Raw genomic sequence first — 25,368 nt, forward strand, 5'->3', positions numbered from 1 at the left:
CTGTCCCCCAGCATGGACAAAGAGACGCTTCCACGGTGGGGATGGCTGTTGGTCGGCCTATTCGCGATGGCACTCGTCGCGAACACGCTCAACATCGCCGTACTCGGGCCAGCGGGACTGCCCGCAGAGTATCAGGTCATTACTGTGATCACGTCGATGGCACCGGTGTTGATCTACATCGGTGTCTGGTACGACGAGGACCGGCAGGAGTACTGGGACCACAGCCGGGAGCACATCGCCGGTGATCTGGTGTTCGTCGTCGTGGGTGCAGCGGTCGGGTCGGCGATGGCACTCGTCGCGATCGTCGGCCTAGGGCTCCCACAGATCCTCCGAGATATCGCCGCGATGGCTGCCGGCTTCATGCTGTCATGGGGACTGTTCTGGTGGCGGAATCCGAATCTGTACCGTAACGAGGCCAGCCGCTAGCTACCGGCCAGTGTCGCCATCTCGGCCACCGATACCCGGTGTCGGCGGCATAGTACGCTTGTGTCGGGTTTCAGTAGACAGCCACGCGATCGAGCGAGCCGTCTCAGGATCGATATCGAGCATATCCGCAGCCTCACGGATCGACTCGCCGTCATCGATGAGGCGCTGTAACAGCGGATCGATAACGTCGTAGGACGCGCCGAGTTCGTCGGCGTCGGTCTGGTCGGCCCAGAACCCCGCCGTCGGCTCCTTGCTGACGATCCGTCGTGGGATGCCGATCTGTGTTGCAAGTGCCCAGACCTCCGTTTTATAGAGATCGCCGAGCGGATACGTATCGGCGGCACCGTCACCGTACTTCGTGAAGTAGCCGAGCAGCCACTCCGAGCGGTTTGCCGTTCCAAGCACGAGGCGGTGCTGACGGTTCGCCGTGTAGTACGCACAGCACATCCGCAGTCGCGCGATCACGTTGCCAATCGCATGGTTGCGCTCGTGTGGACGACCGCTTGCGTCCCGGTCGGCCGCTGACTCGAGTTCGCTCGCGACCGTCTCCTCGAACGCCTCGAGCAACGGTCGAAGCTGGATCTCCGTGAACTCGATGCCCAGTCCCTCCGCGATGGTCCGGGCCTCACTCACGCTGGGATGTTCGGTCTTGTGACAGGGCAGGCCGAGCCCAAGCACGCGGTCACTGCCGAGTGCTTCGACGGCCAACGCTGCCGTGACGGTGGAGTCAATACCACCACTCATCGCGACCACGGCTCCCTGTGCGCCCGCGTTGTCCACCGTAGCTCGGATATCGTCGACGATGCGCGAGCGCGCTTGCTCGAGGCTGTCGGGGTCCGTAATGAACGACCCTCTCGTTGTTCCGGTATCTGAGCACCTGATTGTCTTCCTATTTGCGCCCATAGCGATCACATCCCATATTATCTACGTTCTGTCTGAACATTCGTCTTGTATAAATGCCTGATCCTTAAACAGCTAGTAGATCGGTGTGACATTGATGAACAAGCAGGCAACAGATGAGAGTTTCGCAAATTAAATTTCAGAGTCTACGGAGAATAGTGCCACAAATGTATTCTTGAATAGTAAAAAGATAGCTATTTGTTCAAAGGGTCTGTTACGCCGGATCGTTCGCAGTTCTCTCCCCGATTCGCTCGGTGGAACGATTTGCGATCGACCCGAATCGTCCACGCTCGAGGGTGGCGAGTGATCGATCGACTTCGACTGTTTCAGTCCGGTTTTAGCTGATTGAGGCGCCAAGCCCCCTTCCTCAGCGAGCGCCGACCGAAGGGAAGGCGCGAGCAGGGAGGAGATACAGCGTCCCCAGAAATCGGAGATTTCTGGTGTGCGAACGAGACGCTTGAGTGATCGGGGTTTGGTTTGAATACTCGTTTCGGAAGCGTTCGCTCGAGTCATCGGATTCGAATAGCGTCCCGGCGTAGCCACGATTCAGAAGTGACGCAGACCACTCCTGCGATTCTGATGGGCTGCGAAAATCGTTGAACGATTTTCGAACGCCTGTGGAGACTGCGCTCCCTACGGACACTCATTCAGTGTCTGCAAAGCGCGTCGTGGAAGCAGGAAGCCCTACCCTCAAGGAGCGAACGGCGTCAGCCGTGAGCGAGTAGGGTAGGGTAGTTCACGCGGACTTCGACCGGAGATACAGGCTGCAGAGGTAGACGACGGCGGAACCGATCGCCGCTGCCGTACCGACTGCGATCACGGGGACCGAGACGGCAGTCTGCTTGTACGGGTTTTGCGGTGCAGCAGTGATGACAGACTGAAACGTTTCTCCGCCCGCGTGGCCGAGCAAAAAGAATCCGACCGTGAGCAGAATGGCGAACCCACCAGTCGCCAGTCCGAACATCGACGCGACGTCCTCGACGTTCAGCAACGTGTGTGCCGTTGCCTCCGATAACTGCGGTTCACGGCTGCGACGCACGACCGATACCGCGACGAGACACGACGCAGTTGCAAGCTGAATCCCGCCGGCGCACACGCCGACCCAGAGGACGAGCGGCGACGCCCACAGGGGTTCGCCGCCCGGGAAGGCTGCTCGGACCGAGGACGGGTAGGTGGCTGCGATCGGCACGACGAGCGCGAGCACGAGCAACAGTCCGCTCTGGTAGACGAGTTTCTGGGGAATACGTCGTTTGATCAGCGCGTACCGCTTTACTCGAAGTCGTTCGTACGTCGACTCACCAAGAAGGGCGTCCGCAATCGGATCGTTCGGGTCAGTTGAAGTCATCAGTTCGAGGGGGTCAGTGGCCGTCGGTTCAGATGGGCGAACACAGAGCGTCAAAATATACACTCCGGTTTCGAATTCGACGTCAGAATTCCGGACATACACTCGTAGCTAGGGGTTATCTACGTTAGGGATTATCGGTATATTTTGTAAACGGCTACATGGAAGTATGACCACACTAGTTGGTCCAGAATCCCTGTGGCTGTGGATCGGAACGATCGGAATGACCCTCGGAACGCTCTACTTCGTCGGTCGTGGGCGCAGCGTCCGAGACCCGAAGATGCAAGAGTTCTACATCATCACGATCTTCATCACGTCGATCGCGGCGGTCATGTACTTCGCGATGGCGACGGGCTTTGGTGTCACCGAGGTGGTGGTCGGCGACGAAGCGCTTACGATCTACTGGGCGCGATACGCCGACTGGATCTTCACGACGCCGCTGCTGTTGCTCGACCTCGCGCTGCTCGCCGGCGCGAACCGCAACACGATCGCGACGCTGATCGGACTCGACGTCCTCATGATCGGAACCGGTACGGTCGCGGCGTTCGCGGCGACTCCCGGCACCCGGATCGCGTGGTGGGGCATCAGCACCGCCGCCCTGCTCGTGTTGCTGTACGTCCTTGTCGGGACCCTCTCGAAGAACGCACGGAACCAGTCTCCGGAGGTCGCGTCGCTGTTCGGCACCCTCCGCAACCTGGTCATCGTGCTCTGGTTGCTCTACCCCGTCGTCTGGATCCTCGGAACCGAGGGCACGTTCGGCATCCTCCCGCTGTACTGGGAGACGGCCGCGTTCATGGTCCTCGACCTCTCGGCGAAAGTCGGCTTCGGGTTCATCCTGCTCCGAAGCCGCTCCGTCCTCGAACGGGCCGCTGCACCATCCGCCGCGGCTGCGTGAGGAATCGGGGTTACTCGCTCGAGTCCAACGGGGTGTGACACCGCGTGCCGTTCGGTTCTCGTTTTCGCCCCGGTTCTCACCGTGCTGTGACCGTTAACTACCTGTAAATATCCGCATTGGAGCGGATATCCGTTTATGTTTCGTGACGCTGAAGTAACCTGTACGTCTGCAGTCACGAGCCGTGTTCGCACTCGCGTTCGACGGACAACATCGTGTCCTCGAGAACGGTCCGACCGACATGGAGCTGTTCGAGTACGTCAGCGGTGGCGACAACACGCGACTGGCGCTGTCGCACGCCTCGATCAGGCCTAACCAGTTTGGATTCAGGGATTTGCCGACGCCGGCCGTAGCTTGACTACGGAACCACGACCCCGCACGGGGAACCTGCGACAGACGCCAACACGCCCATGACCGTCCCACTCACGTACTTCGGTATTCATCTAGCGTTTATCCTCCCGCCACTCGTGGCTCTGGGCTGGCTCGCGTTTCGGCGCGACCGGGCCTGGTGGGGCGTTCGACCGCTCTCCGGACTCGGAATCATGATCTGCCTCGCCGTCGTCTACACGACGCCGTTTACGAATCATCTCATCCCCGAGACGGTCTGGTGGTACGGCGAGGGCGCGGTCGTCGCAACCGTCTGGCACACACCGGTCGAAGAATACCTCTTTTTCGTCCTCCAACCGATACTGACCGCGTTCTGGTTGTTCCAGGTGCCGGCGACCGCCAATCGGTCGCTCGCAATCCCGCTCACACACCGGGTGATCGGCGTCGGGGGCGGCCTATCGATCGCCGCCATCGGCTGGCTCCTGACCAGTGGCACCTCGACGTACTATCTCGGCTGGTTGTTGCTCTGGGCCGGGCCGATCCTCGCTATCCAGTGGGGGTTCGGCCTTACGTACCTCTGGGCCGTCCGTCGGCCGGTACTGGTTGCGATCGCCGTCCCGACGATCTATCTCTGGATCGTCGATCGACTCGCGATCGAACTCGGCATCTGGGTCATCTCGGATACGTACACAACTGGGTACACGCTGCTGGGACTCCCCATCGAGGAAGCGCTGTTCTTTCTCGTGACCAACGTCTTCATCGTTCAGGGGATCGTCATGTATCTGTGGCTGCTCGATCGCATCCACGAAGTCCCGACACTCTCCCGAGTGCTGACTCGAGTCGGGACGAGTTCCAATGAGCCGTGAGATGTCCCGTCGTTGCGTCGTCTCAGGAAGTGACAGGAGTCGGCGGCGGGTGGCCCGCCTGAGTCTCGGCGTCGGCCTGCTGTCTCTCGCTGTCGCCGTCTCGGTAACGGCCCTCGTCGGCTCGCCACCGCTCCCATATCAGTACGTTCCGTTGGCGCTCAGCGTCGTCGTCCTCGGGCTCCCCCACGGGGCCGTCGACCACCTCGTGTTGCCGCGGGCTCGAGGAGAGCCCGTCACCCGCCGCTCGCTGGCGCTCGTCGGCCTGCTGTACCTGTTCGTCGGCACTGCCTACGCTGTCCTGTGGCTTCTCGCCCCCGTCCCTGCGTTCGTCCTGTTTATTCTCATCACGCTCGTCCACTGGGGCCAGGGTGACGTCTACGCCCTGCTCGAGTTCGTCCGCGCCGACTATCTCGAGACGCGACCCAGCCGATTGCTTGCCCTCGTCGTCCGGGGCGGCCTTCCGATGCTCGTTCCGCTGGTCGCGTTCCCAGCGCAGTACGCCTTCGTCGCCGAGACGATCGTTGGGTTGTTCAACCCCGATGCGGCGGCCGCGCTCGAGCCGGTGTTCTCGCCGGCGGCCCGGACAGCCATCGCACTCGGTTTCGGTGCGCTGGTCGCGTTCGCGTTGCTCCGTGGCTTTCTCCGGACGGAACCTGGCGGTCGCGGTCCGTGGCTGGTCGACGTGACCGAGACGCTCGGCCTCGTCGTCTACTTCACGGTCGTCCCACCAATCCTCGCGATCGGCCTCTACTTCTGTTTCTGGCATTCGCTCCGGCATATCCTTCGGACGATGCTCGTCGACGCCGTCGCCAGCACAGCGCTCGAGCGAGGGGCGATCGGGACCGCGTGGCGGCGGTTCGCCCGTGATTCGGCCCCGCTGACCGTGGGCGGACTGATCGTCCTCGTGGGTATCTGGTTTATCGTCCCGCAGACGCCCGCGTCCGTCGCCGACGTCCTCGCGGTCTATCTGGTGACGATCGCGGTGCTGACGCTCCCACATGTCGTCGTCGTTACCTTGCTCGATCGAGAACAGCGAGTCTGGTCGCCATAGGGGTCGGCTCGCTCTCTCGAGACCTGATACGGTCTGCTGTACCGAGTTACCGCCGATCACCAGAGACGGGTTTGTAATCGGCGGTAGTTGACTACAGCAGTCCGTATGACTCTCGCACACGTACTTTTTCCGCGGGTTCGTTCGCGGTGCTCACTCACCGCTCCTCGAAAAACCGCCATCAAAAACACCGCAAAACCTCCGTTCTTCCGAGCCCTCGTTCACATCGGTTACGAGGGCGATCGTTCACACCGGTCACTCGCGGTGTGGTCCCTACGACGGCACGATCGTGATCGGCTCTTTTCGGTCGATCGCCTGCTCTAGCTCGTCGGCGATCGCACTTCCTCGAGAGACCTGAATCTCGCCGCCGCGGCTGACCGTCGCGGTGAACAAGTACTCGCCGCCGGCTTGCACTTCGACGGTTTCGCCGTGGTTGCCGTCGACGGGAACGACGACGTGTCGCGAGGTGATCTCGGGGGTGACCATCTGGCCTGCTGCCTGGCCGCCACCGCGTTGTCCGCCATCGGAACCAGCGCCGGCACCGCCGCCAGCGCCGTAGTTGGGGTTCTCGTCGTGGGTGCGGACGTCGATATCGATCCCCAGCCGGTTCTCGACGTCCGTGATCCGTCCACCGCCTTTGCCGATCACGCTCGAGATGTCGTCTTCTTCGACGTAGACGACGGCTTTGTTCTGACTCTTGAGTTCGACGTCGACGTAGCCGCGGGCGATCGAGCGGATCTCCCGTTCGATCTCGCTTTTGGCGATCCGATCGACGCCGGACTCATTGCCGGGGCCGCCTTCTTCGTCTTTGAGCGGAACGGTAACGACCTGTCGGTTGAACGTGTAGATTTCGTACTCGGGCTCGTCCGTCTCGAAGTTCGTCACCTGAATTACGGGTCGGGCGAGGTCCTCCTCGGTGAGCCCGGCAGGGACCTTGACCGTCGTCTGGACGTCGTAGACGGTGTTGACCTCACCGGCTTCGATGTAGACGACGGTGTCGACGACCTGGGGGATCATCCCGAGTTCGACCCGGCCGACGAGTCGCTGGAGGGCGTCGATCGGCCGCGTCGCGTGGACGACGCCGATCATACCGACGCCCGCCAGTCGCATGTCCGCAAAGACCTCGAAGTCGTTGGTCTTGCGGACCTCGTCGTAGATGGTGTAGTCGGGTCGGACCATCAGGAGTGCGTCCGCCGTTTTGGCCATCTCGCCGCCCAGTTCGGTGTACTGGGTGATTTCGGGGCCGACCTGCAGGTCTCGTGGCTTCTCCATCGTCTTGACGGCGTAGTCGTTCTCCGAGATGAATCGGGCGACCGCCTGTGCGAACGTCGACTTCCCGGCCCCCGGGGCCCCCGAGATGAGGACGCCACGCTGGCGCTCGAGCAGCCGATCTTTCAGTTCGTCGGCCTTCTCGTAGTCCTCGATGTCGGTCTGGGCGATCGGTCGGACGGCCGTGATCTCGATCCCGTCGGCAAACGGCGGGCGGCCGATGGCGATGCGGTAATCTCGGAACTGGACGATCTTCATTCCCGGTTCGGAGAGTTCGATGAAGCCATCGGACGACTCCTTCGCGCCGTCGATAATCTCGCGGGCGTACTCGTCCATCGTCGCCTCGTCGGTCCGCTCGTCGGCGATTTGTTCATAGCGCATCTCGCCGAGTTCGCCCCGCTTGGCCATCGGAATCGTATCCGTCTTGAGGTGGACGCTCATCGTCTGATCGTCAAAGTAGTTCTCGACGGTCAGCGTCCCTACTTCACGAACCTCCGGCGAGACGTGCTCGACGTCGAGGCCTTTCGCTTTCGCGACTTCGGCCTGAACGACATCGCTCGTCAGGAACGTCGCCTCGAGGTCCTCGGCAAGATCACGGATCAGCGCGTCGATCTCGCCCTCTGCGGCGTGGCCCCGTTCGATGGCGTCTGGCCGCTCACCGATGTACTCGAGGGCGATCACGCCCTCGTCAGCGAGATCGGCGAGTCGCTGGAGTTCCTCGAGGCCGTCCCAGCCACTGTCGATCCCGTCGTTTGCCTGCGCCTCGAGTTCTGCGACGACGGCTTCCGGCACCGAAATCGTCGCTCCCTCGAACTGCCCATCATCGATCGTCGCCGAAACGCGGCCATCGATGACCACGCTCGTATCCGGCACGACGTGCATACCGTAACTGGTCGACGGATACCTATAAGGATGTTCCACCGACGGGGACCCTAGACCACGGCAAACAGTGCGAGTGGAGCGCTATCGTCTCACATCACGGGACGCTGAATTCCTATTCGGAGAGAACATTCGTTGGATATTACAATACACACCGAACACGTTCAGATAATGGATCCGAAGCAGACGTTTGGACAGGGTGGACTCAATCAGTTCCTCGCGGCCGATGAGCTCGTCGACCGTATCGGTCTCGACGACGACGAGATCGCGTGGCGAAAGGAGTTCGTCGGCTTCGACGAAGAAGACGAGCGGCGACTAGCAAATCTCGAGGCGCTGTTGCGCGAGAACCAAAACGAGATCGCGGACGACTTCTACGACAAGATTCTGCAGTACAAACAGACCAGGGACGTTATCGACCGCTCGCCGAAAGGCGTCGAATCACTCAAACAAACCCAGCGGGCGTATCTCGTCTCGCTGTCGACGGGCGACTACGACCAGTCGTTCTTTGCAAATCGTGCTCGAGTCGGGAAGCTCCACGAGATGCTCGACATGCCGCTGAAACACTACGTGGGCCAGTACGGCGTCTACTACACGCTGTTGCTCCACCAGTTGAACGAGCGTGCCCAGGAGCAGGTCGTCGACGCAATCGAGGAGTGGGTCGACGAACAGGACTCGGATGGGAGTGGACTTAGCGGGTTCGTCAACGCACTCGGATTCGGTGGCGACGAGGATGAAGGACTCGAGGAATCCTTCGAGGAAACCGTCAGAGACGCGGTCGACGGCGGGATGATGGACGTGCTCTCGCTGTTGCGGATCATCAACCTCGACATGCAGATCGCGACCGACACGTACGTCGACTCCTACGCCCAGCGCCTCGAGGACTCGATCGAGCGTCGCCAGCGGCTCGCACGTGAGGTCGAAGAAGACGTGCAGGGACCGATCGAAGAACTCCACAAAGCGGGTGGCGTGATCGCCAGCCGTGCCCAGACGATCAGCAGTCACACGAACGCGCAGGCGAAACACACGAATCAGGCTGCGACCGAACTCGGCGAGTTGAGCGCCGCGGTCGAGGAAATCGCAAGCGTCGCCGACGACGTCCGATCGGAAAGCGAACGGGCCGAACAGCTCACCGCCGAGGGCGTCGACGCGGCCGACGACGCCTTGGACGAACTCGAGGCCATCGAGGACGCAACGGACGACGTGACCAAATCCGCCGCCGACCTCGAGACGAGAACGGAAGAGATCGACGCGGTGCTCGAGCGACTCGACGACGTCGCGGAGCGAACGACCGTACTGGCGAAAAACGCCAAAATCGAAGCCTCTCGATCGGGTGGCTCCAACTCGGGGACGATGGGTGTCATCGCAAACGAAGTCGAGTCGTTCGCCGAACAGACCAAACGCGACCTCGCAGCGATCGAGGATGCCGTCGAGGGCGTCCGTGAAGACGCGATCGAAACGGTCGAAACGACCGAAGAGACGGCCAGTCGCATCGACGACGGCACGGACCGGGTCCGCGAGACGATGGACTCGCTCGAGGAGATCCACGACGCCGTCGGCCAGACGGCCACGAAGATGGAAGACATCGCCGCGGCGACCGACCAGCAGGCACGGAACGTCGAGTCGGCGGCGACGACCGTCGAAGAGATTTCCCAGACGGCCAATCAGGTCGCCGACGCCACGGAGTCGGTCGCCGCGGCGAGCGAAGAACAGACCGCGAGCCTCCAGAGCGTCGGCGAGACGGTCTCGAGGCTGACCAACGAGGACGACGAGGACGACCAGCCGGTGTACGAGCAAGTACAGTAACCCGTCGGCCGGACGTGCTCGCTCGATGGACACAACACCCACCGCGTTGTAGTGGACGCCATGACCGTCCGCGAGTTGACGCGCGAGCTGGTGTCGATTCCAAGTCACGACGACGAGACGGCCGCAGGAGACTACATCGAGGCGTGGCTACAACATGAGACCGACGCCGCCGTCACCCGCGATGCGGCCGGGAACGTGATCGCACGGAAGGGAACGGGCGACCGGACGCTGGCACTCGTCGGCCACCACGACGTCGTCGAGCCGGCGGCATCACAGATCGAACGCGCTTCGGAGACGGCCGACAGCGACCTCGAGTACGTCGTCGAGCAGCGAGACGGCCGCCTCTACGGTCGCGGCACGGCGGACATGAAAGGGGCAGTCGCAGCCGCGATGCTCGCGTTTCGCGACAGCGACCCGTCGCCAGCCGGGGAACTCGTTTTCGCCAGTTTCGTCGGCGAGGAAATTGGCGGTGTCGGTGCACAACACGCCATCGAGCACGGCTTCGCTCCCGACTACGCCATCGTTGGCGAAGGGTCAACGGGGTACTCGAGCCCCGGCGTGACGGACGTCGCCGTCGCCCACAAGGGCCGGCGCGGGAGTACGATCACCGCTCGCGGGACGGCCGCCCACGCCAGCGAAGTCGACGCCGGCGAGAACGCCATCTACCGCGCGACCGCGGCCGTCGACCTCGTCCGTGGCCTCGAGGCACCAGCAATCGAGGTGGCAGGCGAAACGCTGGCGGGCAGTCTCGTCGTCACCGAAATCGAGGGCGGGTCGGCGATGAACGTCGTCCCCGACCGCTGTACGCTGACCGTCGACGAGCGGACGGTCCCGGGCGAGCGGGCACCACTCGAGCGCCTCGGGGACCTCGAGGGCATCACGTGGACCGTCGACCAGGATCTCCCGCCGATGCGCTGTGCGGACGAGATGTTCGCCGAGGCGGTCCGCGAGGCAGCCGACGCCGCCCAGTCGGGGACGCCGGAACTCGTGACGAAACCCCACGCGACCGACGCGGGGTGGCTCGCACAGACCGGGACCGAGTGCGTGATCTACGGACCGTCCGAGCCCGGCGAGGCCCACACCGAAGACGAAAGCGTCTCACTTGCGGTGCTCGAGCGGTGCCGGGAGACCTACCAGCGGGTCGCGGCGTCGTGGCTGTAGTTGCGGGAGTTATAGTAACAACTGAAACGGTTTACACACCGATCGCACAGCCGTCGCGCGATCGGGTGTACACTGACTTTCAGTGGCTACTATAGAGCGGCCAGCGACTCTCAGACGCCGGGGACGCCGACCGCGCCGAAATCAGTGACACCGAGCGCGGCGAGCGCGTACAGGACGATCAGAACGGTCACCCACGCGAGGATGCCGATCATCGCCGCGGCGGTCCACTCGCCGGGATATCGGAAGTTGATCACCGCGATGTACGCGAGCAGGGCCAGCAGCGGCCCCAAGAGGGGTATCCAGCCGACGAAGAAACCGACGACGGCCCAGACCACCGCCCCGATTATCGCGGTGACGATTGCGTGGTCGAAGTCGCCAGCGCCGACGATGACGCGTGCGCCGACGTAGATTCCCAGGGCACCGATCAACAGGCTCGCGATGAACACGATTATCGAAGCGACTACCATTGTATCAAAAGACTCGTCAGGGAGCCCGAACAGTCACGTGCTTGCGTGTTCTACACCGGTTTCAGAGAGCCTGCATACGTCTCGAGTCGCCGCCGACGAGTCGCGTGCTGCCGCGCTGTTTTTATTCACCGTTCCGACGGGATGGCTGGACGAAACGGCACACTCGAGAGTGCCGGAACCACGACGTTGATACCGTGTCTTCGCTAAAATATGCCCATGGCGACCGACCAGCCCCAGAGCGACGGGGCTCCATCCGAGACCTACAGCGAGTTCGCAACGCGTGTCAAACGAATCGCAAACGTATCGAACGCGGCCGGCATCCTGCAGTGGGATCAAGAAGTCGTGATGCCCGACGAAGGAACGCCCGCCCGTGCCCAACAGCTCTCGACGCTGTCCTCGATCAGCCACGAACTGCTGACGGCCGACGAGACCGGGGAGCTACTCGAGGAGCTCGAATCAGCGGCCCTCACCGACGAGCAGGCCGCGGTCGTCCGAGAGGTCCGCCGGCGCTACGACCGCGAGACCAGCGTTCCACAGGAACTCGTCGAGGAGATCTCCGAGACGACCGCCAACGCTCATCCGACGTGGAAACAGGCCAAAGCGGAAGACGACTTCGAGACGTTTGCGCCCACTCTCGAGAAACTGGTCGAACTCAAACGGGAGTACGCCCACCACATCGACCCCGACGCCGATCCCTACGAGGTGCTGTTTTCGGACTACGAGCCGTACATCGACCTCGAGACCGCAGAGGGGGTACTCGAGCGCCTGCGCGACGAACTCGTCCCGCTGATCGACGCGATCGACGAGAGCGACGCGGAACTGACCACGGACGCCTTTGCAGGCGAGTTCGATGACGACGATCAAGAAACCCTCGCGCGAGATGTCCTCGACTCGCTGGGCTACGACTGGAGTCGTGGCCGACTCGACACCGCGCCACACCCGTTCTCCTCGGGGACGCAGTTCGACGCCCGCGTGACGACTCGTTTCGAGGAGGACGACCTGCTCGGCTCGATCACCTCGACGATCCACGAGTTCGGGCACGCAAATTACACGCTCGGCCTGCCCGACGAGGGGTACGGTACACCGCTAGGTGAGGCTCGAGACCTCTCGGTTCACGAATCCCAGTCGCGGCTCTGGGAGAACCACATCGGCCGCTCCCGACCGTTCTGGGAGCAGTTCCTGCCGACCGCCCGCGGCCGGTTCCCGGGCCTCGAAGACGTCACGTCCGAAGACGCCTACGAAGCCGCAAACCAGGTCCACGACGACAACCTCATCCGGGTCGAAGCGGACGAACTCACCTATCACCTCCACATCGTGATCCGCTTCGAGATCGAGCGCGACCTGATCGCGGGCGACCTCGCCGTCAAAGACGTCCCCGAGGTCTGGAACGACAAGTACGAGGAGTACCTCGGCGTCCGACCAGAGACCGACGCGGAGGGCTGTCTGCAGGACATCCACTGGTCACACGGCTCCTTTGGCTACTTCCCGACGTACTCGCTCGGCTCTGTGCTCGCGGCCCAACTGTACGCGGCCGCTGAGGACGAGCTCGGGGGTCTCGACGCCCGCATTCGCGAGGGCGAGTTCGACGACCTCAATGGCTGGCTTCGCGAGAACGTCCACCAGCACGGCAAGCAGTACACGACCCAGGAGCTGATCGAGCGCGCAACTGGCGAGGAACTGACCGCGGACCACTTCCTCGAGTATGTCACGGCAAAGTACGGCGAACTGTACGACCTCGAAGTGTAAGCGGGGACCACCCCGACACCGATTATCGCCAGAACGCGGCGTTGCCCAGACAGTACAGGAAAGCGACCCAGCCGATGAACAGGCCAGCGATGATCACCAGAAAGTCGGCTAGTTTCGTCCCAACGAGGAAGTCATAGCCGATCCCGACAGTCAGCAAGACTAACGAGATGCCGATCAGCAGATGACACCGGTGCTCGGCCTCCGGATTCATGAATCGGGATAGCACGATCTGGGGTAAATAGCTATGTCAAGAACCGATGATTTCCACTGACGATGGAGTGTTCATGGAGACAGTCGTGGTCCGTCACAGGTTTCGAAAACCGTGATTTTTAGGGCTCAATGCCTATGGTGGCGGATATGACAGCCAGTCCACTCGAGAGACGGACGGCGATCGTCACAGGCGCAAGCACGGGTATCGGCGCGGCGACCTGCCGGGGGCTCGCGGCCGAAGGCGCAACCGTCGTCCTCGCTGCCACGCGCGAGGGCTCGAGCGTCAGCGAGATCGACGTCAACCGCCGCGACAAGTTCGCAGACACGTTCTGAGGCAGTCGACACAGCAGGCAGACGGCGACCTTCCGGCTCCGGGACGTACGTATTATAAAACGAGCGTGGATGTGCCGGGTGTGCACTCACCCGTGGCGGGCGTTATCGCTCGAGTATGCGGCTCTCCATTCCAGGCATCCCCGGCGTCTACTACGATACCGATTCGGGAACGACAGCGATCGGCGTCGCGCTGACAGCTGCCGGCCAAAGGGCACCGAAACCGAACGGATATGCCATCCAGCTTCTCCCATATCTCTGGTCGTTCGACGTCGACCTCCGAGAGGTGCCGACCGATCATCCGATCCAGTATCTCCACCCCGAGGGTGCCCAGAGCCTCGGCGAACGCTCGCCCGAACGCGGCGTTCGGCAGGCCGGTACCGAACTCGAGGCCGTCCTCCGGTTCGTCTGGGAAGTCAATCGAGAAGTCGAGTCGGCGACGAACCAGCTGCTCGGCCGCGCGACGGAGCGCGACGGGGTCGTCATCGAAATTCAAGATGGGAGCGTCGGCGTCGACGGGCAGGAACTCGAGACCGATGAGTTCGATATCGATTCGGAGCCCGCGACCGAAACGTTCGGTGCCAGCGAGGAGCCATCGGCCGACGAGTTCGACGCTGACGATCTCGATCCGGATGAGCCGTAACTGCGGTCACTGAGACGCCTTGCTGTACCGATATCTCGGTGCAACCGCGACTCGTTGGCAGTTGCGTCGGCACTGACTGACAGCAGTCCGTATGAAAGGGTGTCAGTTCTGAGAATGCCGTTGCTCACCAGCCTTGGGACAGCATAAAAACGACACCGACTCGAGTGTCCGTTCGTCGCTTACGCGCCAGCCGACTCGAGGGCGTCCTCGATGTCGTTGCGCTGGGTGACACCAACGAATCGCTCGACGATGCCGTCGTCGTTTTCGATGACGAGTGTTGGCAGCGAGCGTACCTGATACTCGTTAGCGATATCCTGTTGTTCATCGACGTTTACTTTCTCGACCTCGAATCGGCCCTCCCAGTCGTCCTCGAGCTCCTCGAGGATCGGGTCCTGGGTCTTGCAGGGGCCACACCAGTCAGCGTAGAAGTCCTTAAGTGTGACAGTCATACGGTCCAGTGATAGTTCCAACGCAGCGCGCATAAGGGTTTCCCACCTGTGATCGCTTTGCCGCGAGCGACGAGATCAATGGCGAGACCGGCATAGTGGCAGTGGATAGGGTGTCTTTGACCGGGAAACAGTGTCAGCTACCCGACGTGGACACAGCAACCACGTGTCGAACGGGCAGGGACGAAAGCTTTAGTTTGACCCGGGCGTAGTACCGAGCATGGACAAAGGACAAAACTCCGGTGGGCTGATGTCCAGTGCCGGGCTCGTCCGGTACTTCGACTCGGAGGACTCAAAAGCGATCCAGATCGATCCGAAAACGGTCATCGCGACCGGCGTCATGATCGGCGTCCTCGTACAGCTCCTGACGTTCGTCTCGTAGACGGCGTTTCCACCGTTATAGCGATCAGTACACCACCAGCGGTGGCGCTGTCGACTCGAGGGCGTCCGTCCGACGACGTTCGGACGCGACCTTTTTGACCCCATCTTGCCTACCCGCGGGCATGTCACTGACCGCTGGCGTCATCGCCGTTCAGGGCGACGTTGAGGAACACACGGCCGCCATCGAACGGGCAGCGCGGGCCCACGACCGCGAGGTTACCGTCCACGAGATTCGCAACGCGGGGCTCGTCCCCGACTGTGACCTGCTCGCGATGCCCGGTGGCGAGTCGACGACCATCTCGCGACTGCTCCACAGCGAGGGGATCGCCGCCGAAATTCGGGCCCACGTCGACGCCGGAAAACCGCTGCTCGCGACGTGTGCCGGCCTGATCGTCGCCTCGAGCGACGCGGCTGACGACCGGGTCGAGGAACTCGGACTGCTCGACGTCACCGTCGAGCGAAACGCTTTCGGCCGGCAGAAAGACAGCTTCGAGGCCCCACTCGACGTGGCGGGGCTCGACGAGCCGTATCCGGCGGTGTTCATCCGCGCGCCAGCGATCGACGACGTGGGCGACGCGACGGTGCTCGCCTCGTGGGACGGCCGCCCCGTCGCAGTGAAACAGGGGTCGGTCGTCGGCACCGCGTTCCATCCCGAACTGACCCCCGACAGCCGCATCCACGGGCTGGCCTTTTTCGAAAACGACGACGCGACGCTGCCGGCGCTCGAGGAAACGGCATAGAACGGGACCGGCGACTGCTCGGCGAGGATGCATGCATTCGCGACCGGACGTGTTTTCTCCGTGGCACGCGATGAGAGGGATATGCAGGCTTCTATCGACGCGGTCCGCGTCGCGGGGACGCCACAGGGTCCGGTACCGGTGGTCGTCCTGAACGTCGACGGCGAAGACGACGTGGTCCCGATCTTCATCGGGTTCAACGAGGCGAGGAGCATCGCCCGCGGCTTAGCGGCCGAGGATATCGGCCGGCCGCTGACACACGATCTATTGCTCGACGTCATGGAGGAACTGGGGAGTCGGATCGACCGCATCGTCGTCACCGAGATCGAGGAGCGTGACGACGGCCAGGGCGGCACCTATATCGCCGATCTCCACCTCGAGACGCCTCGCGGCGAGACCGTTGTCGACGCTCGGCCGAGCGACTCGCTCGCGCTTGCGGCCCGGACGAACGCCCCGATCGAGATCACTGAAGACGTCTTCGAGGACGGCCGAGACGATACCGAAAAGTTCGAGCAACTCGAAGATATTCGTACCATGTCTGGTGAAATGTAGATGGAGGAGACACTCGAGGAACTGTTCGCTGTCATCGAAGATCGCAAGGAAACGCTGCCCGAAGATTCCTACACCGCCTCGCTGTTTACCCACGAGAAAGGCGAGAACGCAGTGCTCGAGAAACTCGGCGAGGAGTCGACCGAACTCGTTCTCGCGGCCAAAGACGACGACCACGACGAGATCGCCTATGAAGCCGCTGACATCGTCTACCACCTGCTCGTCTTACTCTCGATGAAAGAGATGCGCCTCGAGGACCTCGAGGCGGAACTCGAGGCCCGGCGCTGACACGGATCGGCTGGTTTTCATACTGTCGGACAGCAGTCAGTGAGACGTCGGTCGCGAATTCGTGACCGATCTTCGAATCGTGCTGTCCGACAGTATCAGTACGGATCGCGTCGGCTGTAGTCCGGCCGGTCGGGGTTGAGGATACCGCCGACCGCGCCAGCGATCGCGCTCTCGAGTGCCATCACGAGCGCGACGAGCACTGCTATGGCGAAGATCCCCAGCCCTGCAATGCCAGTAATCATGCCGCCAGCGGGGCCGGCCACCCAGCCGGTGAGCCCCACGAAGACGGCGATGAGGAGCCCGGCGATGATCCCACCGAGCGCGCCCGCGAGCAGTCCGTGCCAGAAGCCACGTCCGAGGCCGCCGCCGGCCATGTAGCCGGCGACGAAGCCGCCAAGCAGACCCGCCGCGAGCTGGCCGACGCCTGGTAAGACGAGTCCGAACAGTCCGAGCACGGTCGCCACGAGAAAGCCGATGATCACAGCACGCCAATTCGTCATAGGATGTGTAGGTGCTGGGCGGAAATAAGCTCTCGCCGCATAACGAACGACCTTTTAAGACCGAGGGTCTTACGTCAGTGTATGATTTTCGAAGACCTTCCGACGACGCCCACGTCGGAAGAGCTGATCGACAAGGCGTTTTCGCGGGCAGCGCGGGCCGGCAAGGCCAAAGGCGGCCTCGAGGCCCAGCAGTCGATGCTCCAGACCGCGGCGAACATCATCTCGGACAATTTGGAGAACGTGGTCACCGCGTGGCCGGACTTCGGCTACGAAGACGACGTCCATCCGTTCTACTACGAACTCGCGGACGCGATCGTCGACGTCGACAAGCTCCGCCAGAGCCTCTCGGAGGTGATGTGGGCCAGTCGAAAAGCCCGCGAGATCCACGAGGAGTACCAGCCAAAGCTCCGCAAAACCGACGTCGATACGGCCCGAAAGTTCCGGAAACAGGCCTTTGCACGCCTCGCGGACATCGTCGAGCAGATCGACGACGAACTGCTCTACATTAACAAGTCCCGGAACGATCTGCGGGACCTCCCCGAGATCAACCCCGACGAGCCGACGATCGTCGTCGCCGGCTACCCCAACGTCGGCAAATCCTCGTTCGTCAACGACATCACCAACGCCCGCGGTGAGACGGCATCGTACCCCTTTACGACCAGAGGGATTGGCCTCGGACATTTCGAGCGCGACCACATCCGCTACCAGATCGTCGACACACCCGGGCTGCTCGACCGACCCCCGGCAGAGCGCAACGAGATCGAATCCCAGGCCGTCAGCGCCATCGAACATCTCGCCGACTGCATGCTCGTCATGATCGACCCGAGCGCCGAGTGTGGCTACCCGCTCGCGTCCCAACTCGAGCTTCGCGACTCGATCGCTGCCCAGTTCGAGGAAGTTCCCGTCCTCACGATCGCGAACAAGGTCGATCGGAAAGACGTCTGGGACGACCGGCATCTCGAGGCGATGAACGCCGATTACACCATGAGCGTCGAAACCGGCGAAGACGTCGAGACGGTGCTCGACGCAGCCGTCGAGGCAGTCGACTACGAGCCCAAGCTCCCGTTCGAGGGATAACCGTGCCAGCGACCGACTGCGGTCGAGTTCGGCAACCGACGCCAGATCGAGGATGAAAGGACCTGGAATCCTCTGGATGCTGCAGACTGCCGCCGGCCTCTCGATGGCCGGGCCGATGTTCGTCGTCGGCGTCGAGTTTCTCCGAACCGGCCAGTTCGCCGCCGGCGTTGGATTCCTTGCGCTCGGTACGATCGCGCTGTACTTTCCCACCTACATCATCAACCGGATCGGCGGGCCGCGAACGTGGCTTCGTCGACGGCTCGGGCGCGAGCGATCGACGACTGACGGCGATTCCGAGCCGACGAGCGAGACCGACGACACTGCTGGAATAGACGGCGAGGCGACGCTTTTTGAGCGGTTACGCCGGTGACGGTCTACGACCGCGGTTGACCGACTCGAAACCGAACGGGTGGCGAGTACTCAACGGGACACCAGGCCCTCTCAGCGTTCGACGAGCCCGACGGATCTGATCTCGACGCTGACCGGGTCGGTCGTGTGTTGACTGATTCGGTCGTGTAACTGATCGGCCAACTCCGGTGGCACGTCTCCCTGTGGCCCCCCGACCGTGACGACGACACGCTCCGGGCTGACGAACGGGTAGTCATCGTCCATGACGACTTCGAACTCGAGGAGCTGGTACTGGGCGAACTCCTCCTCAGAGAGCGTCGTCTCGACCTCGCCGCGAGCGTTTTCTTCGAAGGTCGAAACGGCGTACGAGGAGTAGGTAATGGCCCCCAGAAACACCGCGAAGACGAGGACGATCACGGCCAGGCCGAGCACACGCCGCCGGACACGCTGTTGGGTCTCACCGAGCGAGAAGAGGTTCTCCGGCCGGTAGCCGACGTACCACAGCGTCAGAAGCCCAGCGAGGTTCACCGAGAGCACGTTGACCAACACGAGCGCGGTCGCACCGATCGCGGCCGACGGCTGTCCCCACGCGAGCGCGATCCCGGCCGCCGCAGCGGGTGGGATCAACGCCGCCGCGATCATGACACCGACGAGGGCGACAGAGGTTCCCGTCGCGATACTGATGATCCCTGCAACGCCCGCACCGAGCGCGATCGCAAGCGACAGCAAATCGGGTGCGAGGCGCTCGGAGATTTCGCCGACGCTGGCGATATTGAGTCCGGGCGGGACGATATTTATCGTCCTGACTGTCCATGCGAAGATGGCCGCTGCCACAATGGCGAGCACGACGCCTATCACCTGATAGCCAACGCTGTGTTTGAACAGTTCTTCGTCGTCGATCACCGAGCCGACGCTCGCGCCGAGTGCCGGCCCGATCAGCGGCGCGATCACCATCGAGCCGACGACGACGGCGGGCGAATCGAGCAACAGTCCCGCCGTCGCGACGACGGCGCTGATGATCGTCATCACCGAGTAGACGCTAAACGTCGGCGTGAGCGAGTCGGCTTCGGCCTGGAGCTCCTGTCTCGAGATCCGATCCGTCCCGACGTCGCCGTCCTCGTATTTTTCGCGTAACGCCTCGAAGCGACGGGAGACGACCGTCTCGGCGTCGACGACGACCGTGTAGGCATCGTCGTCGATTCCCGTCTCCTGGAGCTCGTCGAGGACGGGCTCGACCGCGGACGCCGGGAGGGGAAAGTAGACGACTGCCGTGAACTCCCGGCTGCTGTCCTCGTCGGTGAGGACGTAATCAATCTCGCGCTCGTCGAGCGTCTCGAGGATCGTCTGGCGCTTGCCCGTCGGAATCGTCAGCTGTACGAGCCGCACGTGTGCCGATGAGAACCCCCGGGGTCATAACTTGGGTCGCTTTCGTCGTGTCATCGATCGGTTCTCGACTCGAGGACAGTCGTCACTGACGCGGTGCGTATAAACCCGTGACGTCCCTACGACGGTGTATGTTCGAAACACGTCCCGACCGCGAGGCCGAAGTCGCTCTCGTCGGTCGCTCGAACGTCGGCAAATCGACGCTAATGCGCGAGTTGACCGGTCACAGCTTCGATACCGGGGGCAGTCCCGGCGTCACCCGCGAGCCGAACCACTACGACTGGGCACCCGAGGACTTCGTTATCAGCGATCTGCCCGGCTTCGGCTTTATGAGTGGCGTCCACGAAGACCACCGCGAACAGATCAAGACCGATATCGTCCACTATCTCGAGGAGTACGCCGACAATATCCTCGTCGCGGTCCTCGTTGTCGACGGCAAGAGCGTCATCGACATCATCGACCGCCACTCGGGCCCCGACGAGATTCCTTACGACGTCGAGATGTTCCACTTCCTGCGGGAACTCGACATTCCGACCGTCGTCGCGGTCAACAAGATGGACAAAGTCGACGACGAAGACGAGCGGCTCGACGACCTCTGTGATCGACTCGGCCTGCTCCCGCCGTGGAAACAGTGGCAGGAAGTCATCGCGCCGATCACGGCCAAACGCGGCCAGATCGACCCACTGAACGAGGCCGTTCGCGAGCACCTCCACGACCAAAACCGGGACGACTTGTTCAAATTCTTCTAGATCGAGGACCGCCTCACACCACCCGGTTGTGGAACGCCTCGCCAGCCTCGAGTCGCTGGACGTTCTCGCGGACGATCCCGCCGACATCGCGGAAGTAATCCCGCGTGAAGGCCCCGCAGTGGGGCGTGACGATGACGTCCTCGAGATCCCACAGCAGGGACGCCTCTGGCAGCGGTTCCTCCTCGAAGACGTCCAGTGCCGCACCTGCGATTGAGTCCGACTCGAGGGCGTCGATCAACGCCGGTTCGTCGACGACAGCCCCGCGGGCGACGTTGACGAAGTAGGCATCTTCGCGCATGGCGTCGAACGTCGCGGCGTCGAACAGTCCCTCGGTGTCATCGGTCAACGGCACGGTGGCAATAACGAAGTCGGCGTCGCTGATCGCCTCGAGCAGGTGGGTGTTCGCGTACACTTCCTCGAAGCCGGGGACGGCCTCACCCGAGCGCCGAACGCCGGTCATGCACACACCAAGCGCGCCAAGCGTCTCGGCGACGCCACGGCCGAGCGTACCGGTGCCGACGACACAGGCCGTGGTTCCGGGGAGCGTAAACGCTTCATCCCACTCGGGTCGGTCCCACCGGCGGTCTTGCTGGGCGGCAACGAAGGTGTGCAGCCGTCGAGAGAACGAAAGCAGGTAGCCCGCAACCGTCTCGCCGATCGTCCGGTCGTGGATCCCCGTACTGTTGGTCAGGATGACGTCGTTGGCCTCGAGGTCGTCGAACGGAAACCGGTCGACGCCCGCCTGAATCGAGTGAATCCACGCACACTCGAGCAGCGCCTCGTGATAGTCGAGAGTGACGACGGCATCGTACCCCTCGATCTCGTCGTCCCCAATAACGTCGACGGGAGCTGGAAGATCGGCGAAGAAATCAGCGAGTTCCGACGGCGGAAACACCGCGTCGACCGAGTCGTGAACACCGAGTCGCTCGAGAGCAAATTGCATAGCCGCCAGTACGGACGAGCCGACGTTCAAGCTTTGCACCGACGATGCAGGCGCTGTGGGATGTCAGTATCGAAAGGCGGCTCGGGAAAAAGCCTCGTCACAAGGGGCTCGGAGGGGGTAACAGTTCGTCACGGCCGCCAGCCGAGTGTAGTCCCCGGAGGGGTTTCGGTCTGTCGCTTCTCGCTACCGGTCGTGCCAGACCTCGAGCTCCCGAAGTTCCGCGGCTACATCCCCGATGGCATCAGGCTCGAGCACGCCACGCTCGGTCACGTATTCGTCGACACAGTCAGCAGGCGTTATGTCGAACGTCGGATTGAGAATGTCAAGCGACGCGTCCCCATCGTACACCGCTGATCGGTCGCCGGACTCGAGGTTCACGTCCTCGCGCGTCGAGACCTTGTCCGTAGCGGCGACGACCGAGACCGGAATCCCCTCGCGGGCAGCGGCGAGCGCCAGCACTCGTGTGCCGGTCTTGTTCACCACCGAGCCGTCGGGGCAGATCGTATCTGCGCCGACGACGATCCGGTCGATCGCCTCACTCGAGAGGACGTGGGCCGCGGCCGCGTCGGTGTGGACCGTCATGGGACAGTCGAGGTCGTCGGCTGCGGCCAGGTCCTCGGCGACGGCGATCCCTTCCCGTGCCGGCCGGGATTCGGCCACGAACACCCGCGATGGATCACCGCTACGAAGCGCCTCGAGGACGGTCGCCGACCGCGAGAGGGTCCCAACGGCACCGTTGATGCGATCGCTCGCGTTCGCTGCGGCGTCGTCGTCAGCCGCGAGCGCACGGTCGATGCCGGCGAGGGTTGTCTCGAGAACGGCCGGCGCACCGTCTGGTGATTCCGAGTCGGCGGCAGCCGTTGCATCGGCCATCGCCCGGTTGACCCGATTGCGAAGGACGGCCATCGAGGGCCGGGCCTCGAGCAGTTGCCGGGCGAGTTCGGCGAGTTCGTCCCATTCGCCGTCGGGATCGGCACCGAATTCGGCTCGCTCGGCTGTCGCAATCGCCGCTCGATCGCGAAGCACCTCGAGCGCCCGGATCGAGAGCGACGCCGCGCCGTGCTCGCTGTCGGCCGCGATCGATCGGACCGACGGGGCCACGCGTTCGTAGGCCGTCCACAGCTCCGGCACCGGCTCACGGTCGGCGTCGGGATCGAGAACCACCGTCGGCGACAGCCACTCGAAGGCATCGTGTTCCTCGCTCAGTTCGATGTCGCGGGTTTCACAATCGAACAGATACGGATGGACGGCCCACTCGCGCTCGAGGTCCGCGTCCTCGAATCGGACGGGCTGTCCGCTCCGGATGAGCGAGACGTCCTCGCCGACCTCGAGGCCTGTTTCCTCGCGGATCTCGACACGGACCTGCGTGTCTGGATCACCCTCGGCAAAGCCGGAGACGCCGCCCCACTGGCCGGTATAGGTGCCGACAGCATCGCTACGGCGGAGCAAGAGGACCTCGCCACGGTTGCGAAGAAATGCGGTCACGACGTGTGTCACAGCCGCGTCATCCGTCGAATCAGTCATATAGCTGTGGACACGTCGTCCTCGAGGGAGTGAGTTTCGGGATCATCGCAGCACACATCGTGGCAGCCATCGGTCGGTCGTCACGCCGGAACACTCACCACCGTCGCTGTCACTGACGAGCGCGATCGGTCGCTGAATGCGTTTCTCGAGTGTTTTTCCGGCCGTAACTGGGCGATCGTCCACTGAAGGTGCGTGAACTATACCCGTCTCGAGTTCAAGATAGAGGCATGACACAGCGCGTCACTGTATCGCTCGACGATGACTCGAGCGCAGCGCTCGAGCGGCTGCTCGCCGAGACGGGCAACGGCCAAAGCGAAATCGTTCGGCAGGCACTCGCCTTCTACGCAGCAAATTTCGAGGCCGCGACCGGACAGCCGAGTGATAACTTAGAACAGTACTACCAGATGCTCACGTCTGGCGAGCACGTGCTCCTCGACGTCGATTTTCTGCATGCCTTTCTCGAGCACTGTCATGCAGGTGGCGACCCCGATCCAGCGTTCGTCGAGGCAGCCGATCGTGTTTCTGACTACCACGCACGTGAGTACGCGGCTCGATTCGAGGAAGTCGGCGAACTGCTCGAGTGGCTTTCGTTCTGTGGCTTTCTCGAGGTGCGCTGTGAGGAAGATGGCGTCTACCACATCGTCTTTCCGTCGGAGGCGATCCGCTGGTTTATGACGCGGTTCATCGAGCGTAGTACCGTCGATCTCCCGACCGAGATCGAAATCGATCAGGGCGTCTCGAAAGTAATCGTTACTGAGAGAGAACCCAACGAAGAGACGCAATAGGCGGACAATCCCGAAGTTCATACGGATTCATACGTGTTCATACGACAAGCGTACCGAATCCGCGTTTGATGCGTGTGGTATGTACACCGCTTAACAACCCTTTTGCGTCTCTCGGAAAGGGGTTCATGTGGACATACAACATGGGAGTTATTGACCGGCTCAAAGCGATCGGACCGGGCGCACTGATTGCAGCTGCGTTCATTGGTCCAGGGACAGTAACGACGGCAAGCGTGATCGGGGCGGAGTACGCGTACCTGCTCGTGTGGACGATCGCGTTCTCAATTCTGGCGACGATCGTGCTGCAGGAGATGAGTGCGCGACTCGGCTTGATCTCGAAGGAAGGACTCGGCGAAGCGTTCCGAAACGAGTTCTCGAACCCGCTGGCGAGGGGTATCACCGTTGCACTCGTCGTGAGCGCGATCGGGGTCGGAACGGCGGCGTTCCAGACGGGGAACATCGTCGGTGGCGCAGCCGGCCTGTCGACGATTACGGGCATCAGCGAGAACATCTGGGGGCCAGTGATCGGCCTGATCGCCGCCGGCCTGCTGTGGACTGGCAACTACAAACTGATCGAACGCGTCTTCATCGGGCTCGTGGTCGTCATGGGCCTCGCGTTCCTGATCAACGCGGCGGTCGTCCGACCGGATATCGGCGCGCTCGGCGGCGGGCTCGTACCGACGGTTCCCGAGGGCTCGGCGTACCTGATCGCCGGCCTCATCGGGACGACCGTCGTCGGCTACAACCTGTTCCTGCACGCGAGCACCGTCCAGGAGCGCTGGGACGGCGCGAGCGATCTTGCAGAATGTCGGACGGACACGGTCGCGATGATCATCGTCGGCGGCCTCATCACGACGTCGATCGTCGTTACGGCCGCATCGGTGTTCCCCGAGGGGACCCAGATCGCTGACGTCGGCGCGATGGCCGACCAACTCGAGCCCGTCTTCGGCGGCTACGCGCTCACGTTCTTCGCGATCGGCCTCTTCGCGGCTGGCTTTACCAGCGCGATGAGCGCCCCGCTTGCGGGGGCCTACGCCACCGCGGGTGCACTCGGCTGGGAGCGCGACCTGACGTCGACGCGCTTCCGTGCGATCTGGATGACGATCCTCGGTACCGGGATCGTCTTCTCGGGGCTGGATTACAACCCCGTCCAGGTGATCGTCTTCGCACAGGTCGCAAACGGACTCCTCTTGCCGATCCTCGCCGTCTTCCTCATCTACGCGATGAACAACGACGACCTGCTGGGTGAGCACACCAACACGACGCTCCAGAACGTCCTCGGCGGCATCGTAACGCTGGTCGTCGTCGGTATCGGCCTCCGAACGCTCTACGACGTTTTGATTCTCTAAGGA

At 62.7% G+C, this 25,368-nt stretch carries 28 protein-coding genes and 2 pseudogenes; 20 read left to right on the forward strand and 10 right to left on the reverse strand.

Annotated features, from left to right (window positions below; genetic code table 11):
• Positions 1–12: 12 nt before the first annotated feature.
• Positions 13–426 (forward strand): hypothetical protein, encoded by a 414-nt coding sequence (locus BW940_RS10410; RefSeq protein WP_076609137.1) that lies wholly within the window; start codon positions 13–15, stop codon positions 424–426.
• On the opposite strand, the gene BW940_RS10415 is transcribed toward BW940_RS10410, so the two are convergent.
• A complete protein-coding gene (locus BW940_RS10415; protein ID WP_076609138.1) occupies positions 427–1,329 on the reverse strand; it encodes an NAD+ synthase in 903 nt (300 codons plus the stop codon).
• Between the two features lie 563 nt (positions 1,330–1,892).
• On the opposite strand from BW940_RS10415, the pseudogene BW940_RS22090 reads away from it, so the two are divergent.
• A pseudogene (locus tag BW940_RS22090) lies at positions 1,893–2,051 on the forward strand (RNA-guided endonuclease TnpB family protein); the annotation flags it as partial.
• Between the two features lie 11 nt (positions 2,052–2,062).
• Here the strand turns inward: BW940_RS22090 and BW940_RS10425 are convergent.
• Positions 2,063–2,671: a hypothetical protein gene (locus BW940_RS10425; protein ID WP_076609202.1), complete on the reverse strand. Its 609-nt coding sequence runs from the start codon at positions 2,669–2,671 to the stop codon at positions 2,063–2,065.
• Between the two features lie 166 nt (positions 2,672–2,837).
• On the opposite strand from BW940_RS10425, the gene BW940_RS10430 reads away from it, so the two are divergent.
• The 4 genes from BW940_RS10430 to BW940_RS10440 all read left to right on the forward strand — a co-directional run bounded on the left by BW940_RS10430 (position 2,838) and on the right by BW940_RS10440 (position 5,804).
• Positions 2,838–3,563, forward strand: a complete 726-nt coding sequence (locus BW940_RS10430) for a bacteriorhodopsin (RefSeq protein WP_076609139.1) — start codon at positions 2,838–2,840, stop codon at positions 3,561–3,563.
• Between the two features lie 181 nt (positions 3,564–3,744).
• Positions 3,745–3,918, forward strand: a complete 174-nt coding sequence (locus tag BW940_RS21940; RefSeq protein ID WP_216819664.1) for a hypothetical protein — start codon at positions 3,745–3,747, stop codon at positions 3,916–3,918.
• Between the two features lie 52 nt (positions 3,919–3,970).
• Entirely contained in the window at positions 3,971–4,753 is a 783-nt protein-coding gene (locus tag BW940_RS10435; RefSeq protein WP_076609140.1) for a lycopene cyclase domain-containing protein, read from the forward strand.
• On the forward strand, positions 4,743–5,804 hold the full coding sequence (locus BW940_RS10440) for a Brp/Blh family beta-carotene 15,15'-dioxygenase (RefSeq protein ID WP_076609141.1): 1,062 nt from the start codon (positions 4,743–4,745) through the stop codon (positions 5,802–5,804). The genes BW940_RS10435 and BW940_RS10440 overlap by 11 nt, the downstream gene beginning before the upstream one ends.
• A gap of 270 nt (positions 5,805–6,074) precedes the next feature.
• On the opposite strand, the gene BW940_RS10445 is transcribed toward BW940_RS10440, so the two are convergent.
• Positions 6,075–7,952: a PINc/VapC family ATPase gene (locus BW940_RS10445; RefSeq protein ID WP_076609142.1), complete on the reverse strand. Its 1,878-nt coding sequence runs from the start codon at positions 7,950–7,952 to the stop codon at positions 6,075–6,077.
• A gap of 168 nt (positions 7,953–8,120) precedes the next feature.
• On the opposite strand from BW940_RS10445, the gene BW940_RS10450 reads away from it, so the two are divergent.
• Together BW940_RS10450 and BW940_RS10455 are read left to right on the forward strand one after the other, a co-directional pair.
• Positions 8,121–9,752 (forward strand): globin-coupled sensor protein, encoded by a 1,632-nt coding sequence (locus tag BW940_RS10450; protein WP_076609143.1) that lies wholly within the window; start codon positions 8,121–8,123, stop codon positions 9,750–9,752.
• Between the two features lie 60 nt (positions 9,753–9,812).
• Complete coding sequence (locus tag BW940_RS10455) at positions 9,813–10,913, forward strand: M20 family metallopeptidase (RefSeq protein ID WP_076609144.1); 1,101 nt, start codon at positions 9,813–9,815, stop codon at positions 10,911–10,913.
• A gap of 110 nt (positions 10,914–11,023) precedes the next feature.
• Here BW940_RS10455 and BW940_RS10460 read toward each other — a convergent pair whose 3' ends face one another.
• Positions 11,024–11,380 carry a hypothetical protein gene (locus tag BW940_RS10460; protein WP_076609145.1) on the reverse strand — a complete coding sequence of 119 codons (357 nt, stop codon included), beginning with the start codon at positions 11,378–11,380 and terminating at the stop codon, positions 11,024–11,026.
• 216 nt (positions 11,381–11,596) lie between these two features.
• On the opposite strand from BW940_RS10460, the gene BW940_RS10465 reads away from it, so the two are divergent.
• Positions 11,597–13,126 carry a carboxypeptidase M32 gene (locus BW940_RS10465; RefSeq protein ID WP_076609146.1) on the forward strand — a complete coding sequence of 510 codons (1,530 nt, stop codon included), beginning with the start codon at positions 11,597–11,599 and terminating at the stop codon, positions 13,124–13,126.
• A gap of 22 nt (positions 13,127–13,148) precedes the next feature.
• Here BW940_RS10465 and BW940_RS10470 read toward each other — a convergent pair whose 3' ends face one another.
• Positions 13,149–13,337, reverse strand: coding sequence for a hypothetical protein (locus tag BW940_RS10470; protein WP_076609147.1), 189 nt, complete (start codon positions 13,335–13,337; stop codon positions 13,149–13,151).
• 146 nt (positions 13,338–13,483) lie between these two features.
• Between BW940_RS10470 and BW940_RS10475 the strand changes: the two are divergent.
• Together BW940_RS10475 and BW940_RS10480 are read left to right on the forward strand one after the other, a co-directional pair.
• Positions 13,484–13,609 (forward strand): annotated as a pseudogene (locus tag BW940_RS10475) (SDR family NAD(P)-dependent oxidoreductase); the annotation flags it as partial.
• 175 nt (positions 13,610–13,784) lie between these two features.
• A complete protein-coding gene (locus BW940_RS10480) occupies positions 13,785–14,309 on the forward strand; it encodes a hypothetical protein (RefSeq protein ID WP_076609148.1) in 525 nt (174 codons plus the stop codon).
• 179 nt (positions 14,310–14,488) lie between these two features.
• Here BW940_RS10480 and BW940_RS10485 read toward each other — a convergent pair whose 3' ends face one another.
• Positions 14,489–14,758: a thioredoxin family protein gene (locus BW940_RS10485; protein WP_076609149.1), complete on the reverse strand. Its 270-nt coding sequence runs from the start codon at positions 14,756–14,758 to the stop codon at positions 14,489–14,491.
• A gap of 217 nt (positions 14,759–14,975) precedes the next feature.
• Between BW940_RS10485 and BW940_RS10490 the strand changes: the two genes are divergently transcribed.
• The 4 genes from BW940_RS10490 to hisE all read left to right on the forward strand — a co-directional run bounded on the left by BW940_RS10490 (position 14,976) and on the right by hisE (position 16,710).
• Positions 14,976–15,137 (forward strand): preprotein translocase subunit Sec61beta, encoded by a 162-nt coding sequence (locus BW940_RS10490; RefSeq protein ID WP_076609150.1) that lies wholly within the window; start codon positions 14,976–14,978, stop codon positions 15,135–15,137.
• A 121-nt stretch (positions 15,138–15,258) separates the two neighbouring features.
• Complete coding sequence (pdxT, locus tag BW940_RS10495) at positions 15,259–15,876, forward strand: pyridoxal 5'-phosphate synthase glutaminase subunit PdxT (protein ID WP_076609151.1); 618 nt, start codon at positions 15,259–15,261, stop codon at positions 15,874–15,876.
• A gap of 81 nt (positions 15,877–15,957) precedes the next feature.
• The gene (locus BW940_RS10500) at positions 15,958–16,425 is read left to right on the forward strand and encodes a bifunctional nuclease family protein (RefSeq protein ID WP_076609152.1); all 468 of its coding nucleotides are present in this window, start codon (positions 15,958–15,960) and stop codon (positions 16,423–16,425) included.
• The gene (gene hisE, locus BW940_RS10505; protein ID WP_076609153.1) at positions 16,426–16,710 is read left to right on the forward strand and encodes a phosphoribosyl-ATP diphosphatase; all 285 of its coding nucleotides are present in this window, start codon (positions 16,426–16,428) and stop codon (positions 16,708–16,710) included.
• 95 nt (positions 16,711–16,805) lie between these two features.
• Here the strand turns inward: hisE and BW940_RS10510 are convergent, their stop codons facing one another.
• Positions 16,806–17,210, reverse strand: a complete 405-nt coding sequence (locus BW940_RS10510; RefSeq protein ID WP_076609154.1) for a DUF5518 domain-containing protein — start codon at positions 17,208–17,210, stop codon at positions 16,806–16,808.
• An 81-nt stretch (positions 17,211–17,291) separates the two neighbouring features.
• Here BW940_RS10510 and BW940_RS10515 point away from each other — a divergent pair, with 81 nt between their 5' ends.
• The gene (locus tag BW940_RS10515) at positions 17,292–18,287 is read left to right on the forward strand and encodes an NOG1 family protein (RefSeq protein WP_076609155.1); all 996 of its coding nucleotides are present in this window, start codon (positions 17,292–17,294) and stop codon (positions 18,285–18,287) included.
• Between the two features lie 52 nt (positions 18,288–18,339).
• On the forward strand, positions 18,340–18,657 hold the full coding sequence (locus tag BW940_RS10520; protein WP_076609156.1) for a hypothetical protein: 318 nt from the start codon (positions 18,340–18,342) through the stop codon (positions 18,655–18,657).
• 71 nt (positions 18,658–18,728) lie between these two features.
• Here BW940_RS10520 and BW940_RS10525 read toward each other — a convergent pair whose 3' ends face one another.
• Entirely contained in the window at positions 18,729–20,021 is a 1,293-nt protein-coding gene (locus BW940_RS10525) for a TIGR00341 family protein (RefSeq protein ID WP_076609157.1), read from the reverse strand.
• A 128-nt stretch (positions 20,022–20,149) separates the two neighbouring features.
• On the opposite strand from BW940_RS10525, the gene engB reads away from it, so the two are divergent.
• A complete protein-coding gene (engB, locus tag BW940_RS10530) occupies positions 20,150–20,767 on the forward strand; it encodes a GTP-binding protein EngB (RefSeq protein WP_076609158.1) in 618 nt (205 codons plus the stop codon).
• Positions 20,768–20,780: 13 nt separating this feature from the next.
• On the opposite strand, the gene ddh is transcribed toward engB, so the two are convergent.
• On the reverse strand, positions 20,781–21,710 hold the full coding sequence (gene ddh, locus BW940_RS10535; protein WP_076609159.1) for a D-2-hydroxyacid dehydrogenase: 930 nt from the start codon (positions 21,708–21,710) through the stop codon (positions 20,781–20,783).
• A 183-nt stretch (positions 21,711–21,893) separates the two neighbouring features.
• Positions 21,894–23,234, reverse strand: coding sequence for an NUDIX domain-containing protein (locus tag BW940_RS10540; protein WP_076609160.1), 1,341 nt, complete (start codon positions 23,232–23,234; stop codon positions 21,894–21,896).
• A 227-nt stretch (positions 23,235–23,461) separates the two neighbouring features.
• Here BW940_RS10540 and BW940_RS10545 point away from each other — a divergent pair, with 227 nt between their 5' ends.
• Entirely contained in the window at positions 23,462–24,019 is a 558-nt protein-coding gene (locus tag BW940_RS10545; RefSeq protein ID WP_076609161.1) for a ribbon-helix-helix protein, CopG family, read from the forward strand.
• Positions 24,020–24,159: 140 nt separating this feature from the next.
• Positions 24,160–25,365, forward strand: a complete 1,206-nt coding sequence (locus BW940_RS10550) for an Nramp family divalent metal transporter (RefSeq protein ID WP_076609162.1) — start codon at positions 24,160–24,162, stop codon at positions 25,363–25,365.
• Positions 25,366–25,368 lie beyond the last annotated feature (3 nt).

Origin of the sequence: Natronorubrum thiooxidans, from assembly GCF_900156475.1 — an archaeon.
Lineage (GTDB): Archaea > Halobacteriota > Halobacteria > Halobacteriales > Natrialbaceae > Natronorubrum > Natronorubrum thiooxidans.

Excerpts from the sequence above, each read along its gene's own strand:
- BW940_RS10515 (WP_076609155.1), top strand. The coding sequence starts at position 17,292 with ATGATTTTCGAAGACCTTCCGACGACGCCCACGTCGGAAGAGCTGATC.
- BW940_RS10440 (WP_076609141.1), top strand. The coding sequence starts at position 4,743 with ATGAGCCGTGAGATGTCCCGTCGTTGCGTCGTCTCAGGAAGTGACAGG.
- BW940_RS10470 (WP_076609147.1), bottom strand. The coding sequence starts at position 13,337 with ATGAATCCGGAGGCCGAGCACCGGTGTCATCTGCTGATCGGCATCTCG.
- BW940_RS10450 (WP_076609143.1), top strand. The coding sequence starts at position 8,121 with ATGGATCCGAAGCAGACGTTTGGACAGGGTGGACTCAATCAGTTCCTC.
- BW940_RS10455 (WP_076609144.1), top strand. The coding sequence starts at position 9,813 with ATGACCGTCCGCGAGTTGACGCGCGAGCTGGTGTCGATTCCAAGTCAC.
- BW940_RS10435 (WP_076609140.1), top strand. The coding sequence starts at position 3,971 with ATGACCGTCCCACTCACGTACTTCGGTATTCATCTAGCGTTTATCCTC.
- BW940_RS10500 (WP_076609152.1), top strand. The coding sequence starts at position 15,958 with ATGCAGGCTTCTATCGACGCGGTCCGCGTCGCGGGGACGCCACAGGGT.
- BW940_RS10480 (WP_076609148.1), top strand. The coding sequence starts at position 13,785 with ATGCGGCTCTCCATTCCAGGCATCCCCGGCGTCTACTACGATACCGAT.
- BW940_RS10490 (WP_076609150.1), top strand. The coding sequence starts at position 14,976 with ATGGACAAAGGACAAAACTCCGGTGGGCTGATGTCCAGTGCCGGGCTC.
- BW940_RS10540 (WP_076609160.1), bottom strand. The coding sequence starts at position 23,234 with ATGACTGATTCGACGGATGACGCGGCTGTGACACACGTCGTGACCGCA.
- BW940_RS10410 (WP_076609137.1), top strand. The coding sequence starts at position 13 with ATGGACAAAGAGACGCTTCCACGGTGGGGATGGCTGTTGGTCGGCCTA.
- hisE (WP_076609153.1), top strand. The coding sequence starts at position 16,426 with ATGGAGGAGACACTCGAGGAACTGTTCGCTGTCATCGAAGATCGCAAG.
- BW940_RS10545 (WP_076609161.1), top strand. The coding sequence starts at position 23,462 with ATGACACAGCGCGTCACTGTATCGCTCGACGATGACTCGAGCGCAGCG.
- BW940_RS10510 (WP_076609154.1), bottom strand. The coding sequence starts at position 17,210 with ATGACGAATTGGCGTGCTGTGATCATCGGCTTTCTCGTGGCGACCGTG.
- BW940_RS10430 (WP_076609139.1), top strand. The coding sequence starts at position 2,838 with ATGACCACACTAGTTGGTCCAGAATCCCTGTGGCTGTGGATCGGAACG.
- BW940_RS10425 (WP_076609202.1), bottom strand. The coding sequence starts at position 2,671 with ATGACTTCAACTGACCCGAACGATCCGATTGCGGACGCCCTTCTTGGT.
- engB (WP_076609158.1), top strand. The coding sequence starts at position 20,150 with ATGTTCGAAACACGTCCCGACCGCGAGGCCGAAGTCGCTCTCGTCGGT.
- BW940_RS10550 (WP_076609162.1), top strand. The coding sequence starts at position 24,160 with ATGGGAGTTATTGACCGGCTCAAAGCGATCGGACCGGGCGCACTGATT.
- BW940_RS10520 (WP_076609156.1), top strand. The coding sequence starts at position 18,340 with ATGAAAGGACCTGGAATCCTCTGGATGCTGCAGACTGCCGCCGGCCTC.
- BW940_RS10465 (WP_076609146.1), top strand. The coding sequence starts at position 11,597 with ATGGCGACCGACCAGCCCCAGAGCGACGGGGCTCCATCCGAGACCTAC.
- BW940_RS10445 (WP_076609142.1), bottom strand. The coding sequence starts at position 7,952 with ATGCACGTCGTGCCGGATACGAGCGTGGTCATCGATGGCCGCGTTTCG.
- ddh (WP_076609159.1), bottom strand. The coding sequence starts at position 21,710 with ATGCAATTTGCTCTCGAGCGACTCGGTGTTCACGACTCGGTCGACGCG.
- BW940_RS10415 (WP_076609138.1), bottom strand. The coding sequence starts at position 1,329 with ATGGGCGCAAATAGGAAGACAATCAGGTGCTCAGATACCGGAACAACG.
- BW940_RS10485 (WP_076609149.1), bottom strand. The coding sequence starts at position 14,758 with ATGACTGTCACACTTAAGGACTTCTACGCTGACTGGTGTGGCCCCTGC.
- BW940_RS10460 (WP_076609145.1), bottom strand. The coding sequence starts at position 11,380 with ATGGTAGTCGCTTCGATAATCGTGTTCATCGCGAGCCTGTTGATCGGT.
- pdxT (WP_076609151.1), top strand. The coding sequence starts at position 15,259 with ATGTCACTGACCGCTGGCGTCATCGCCGTTCAGGGCGACGTTGAGGAA.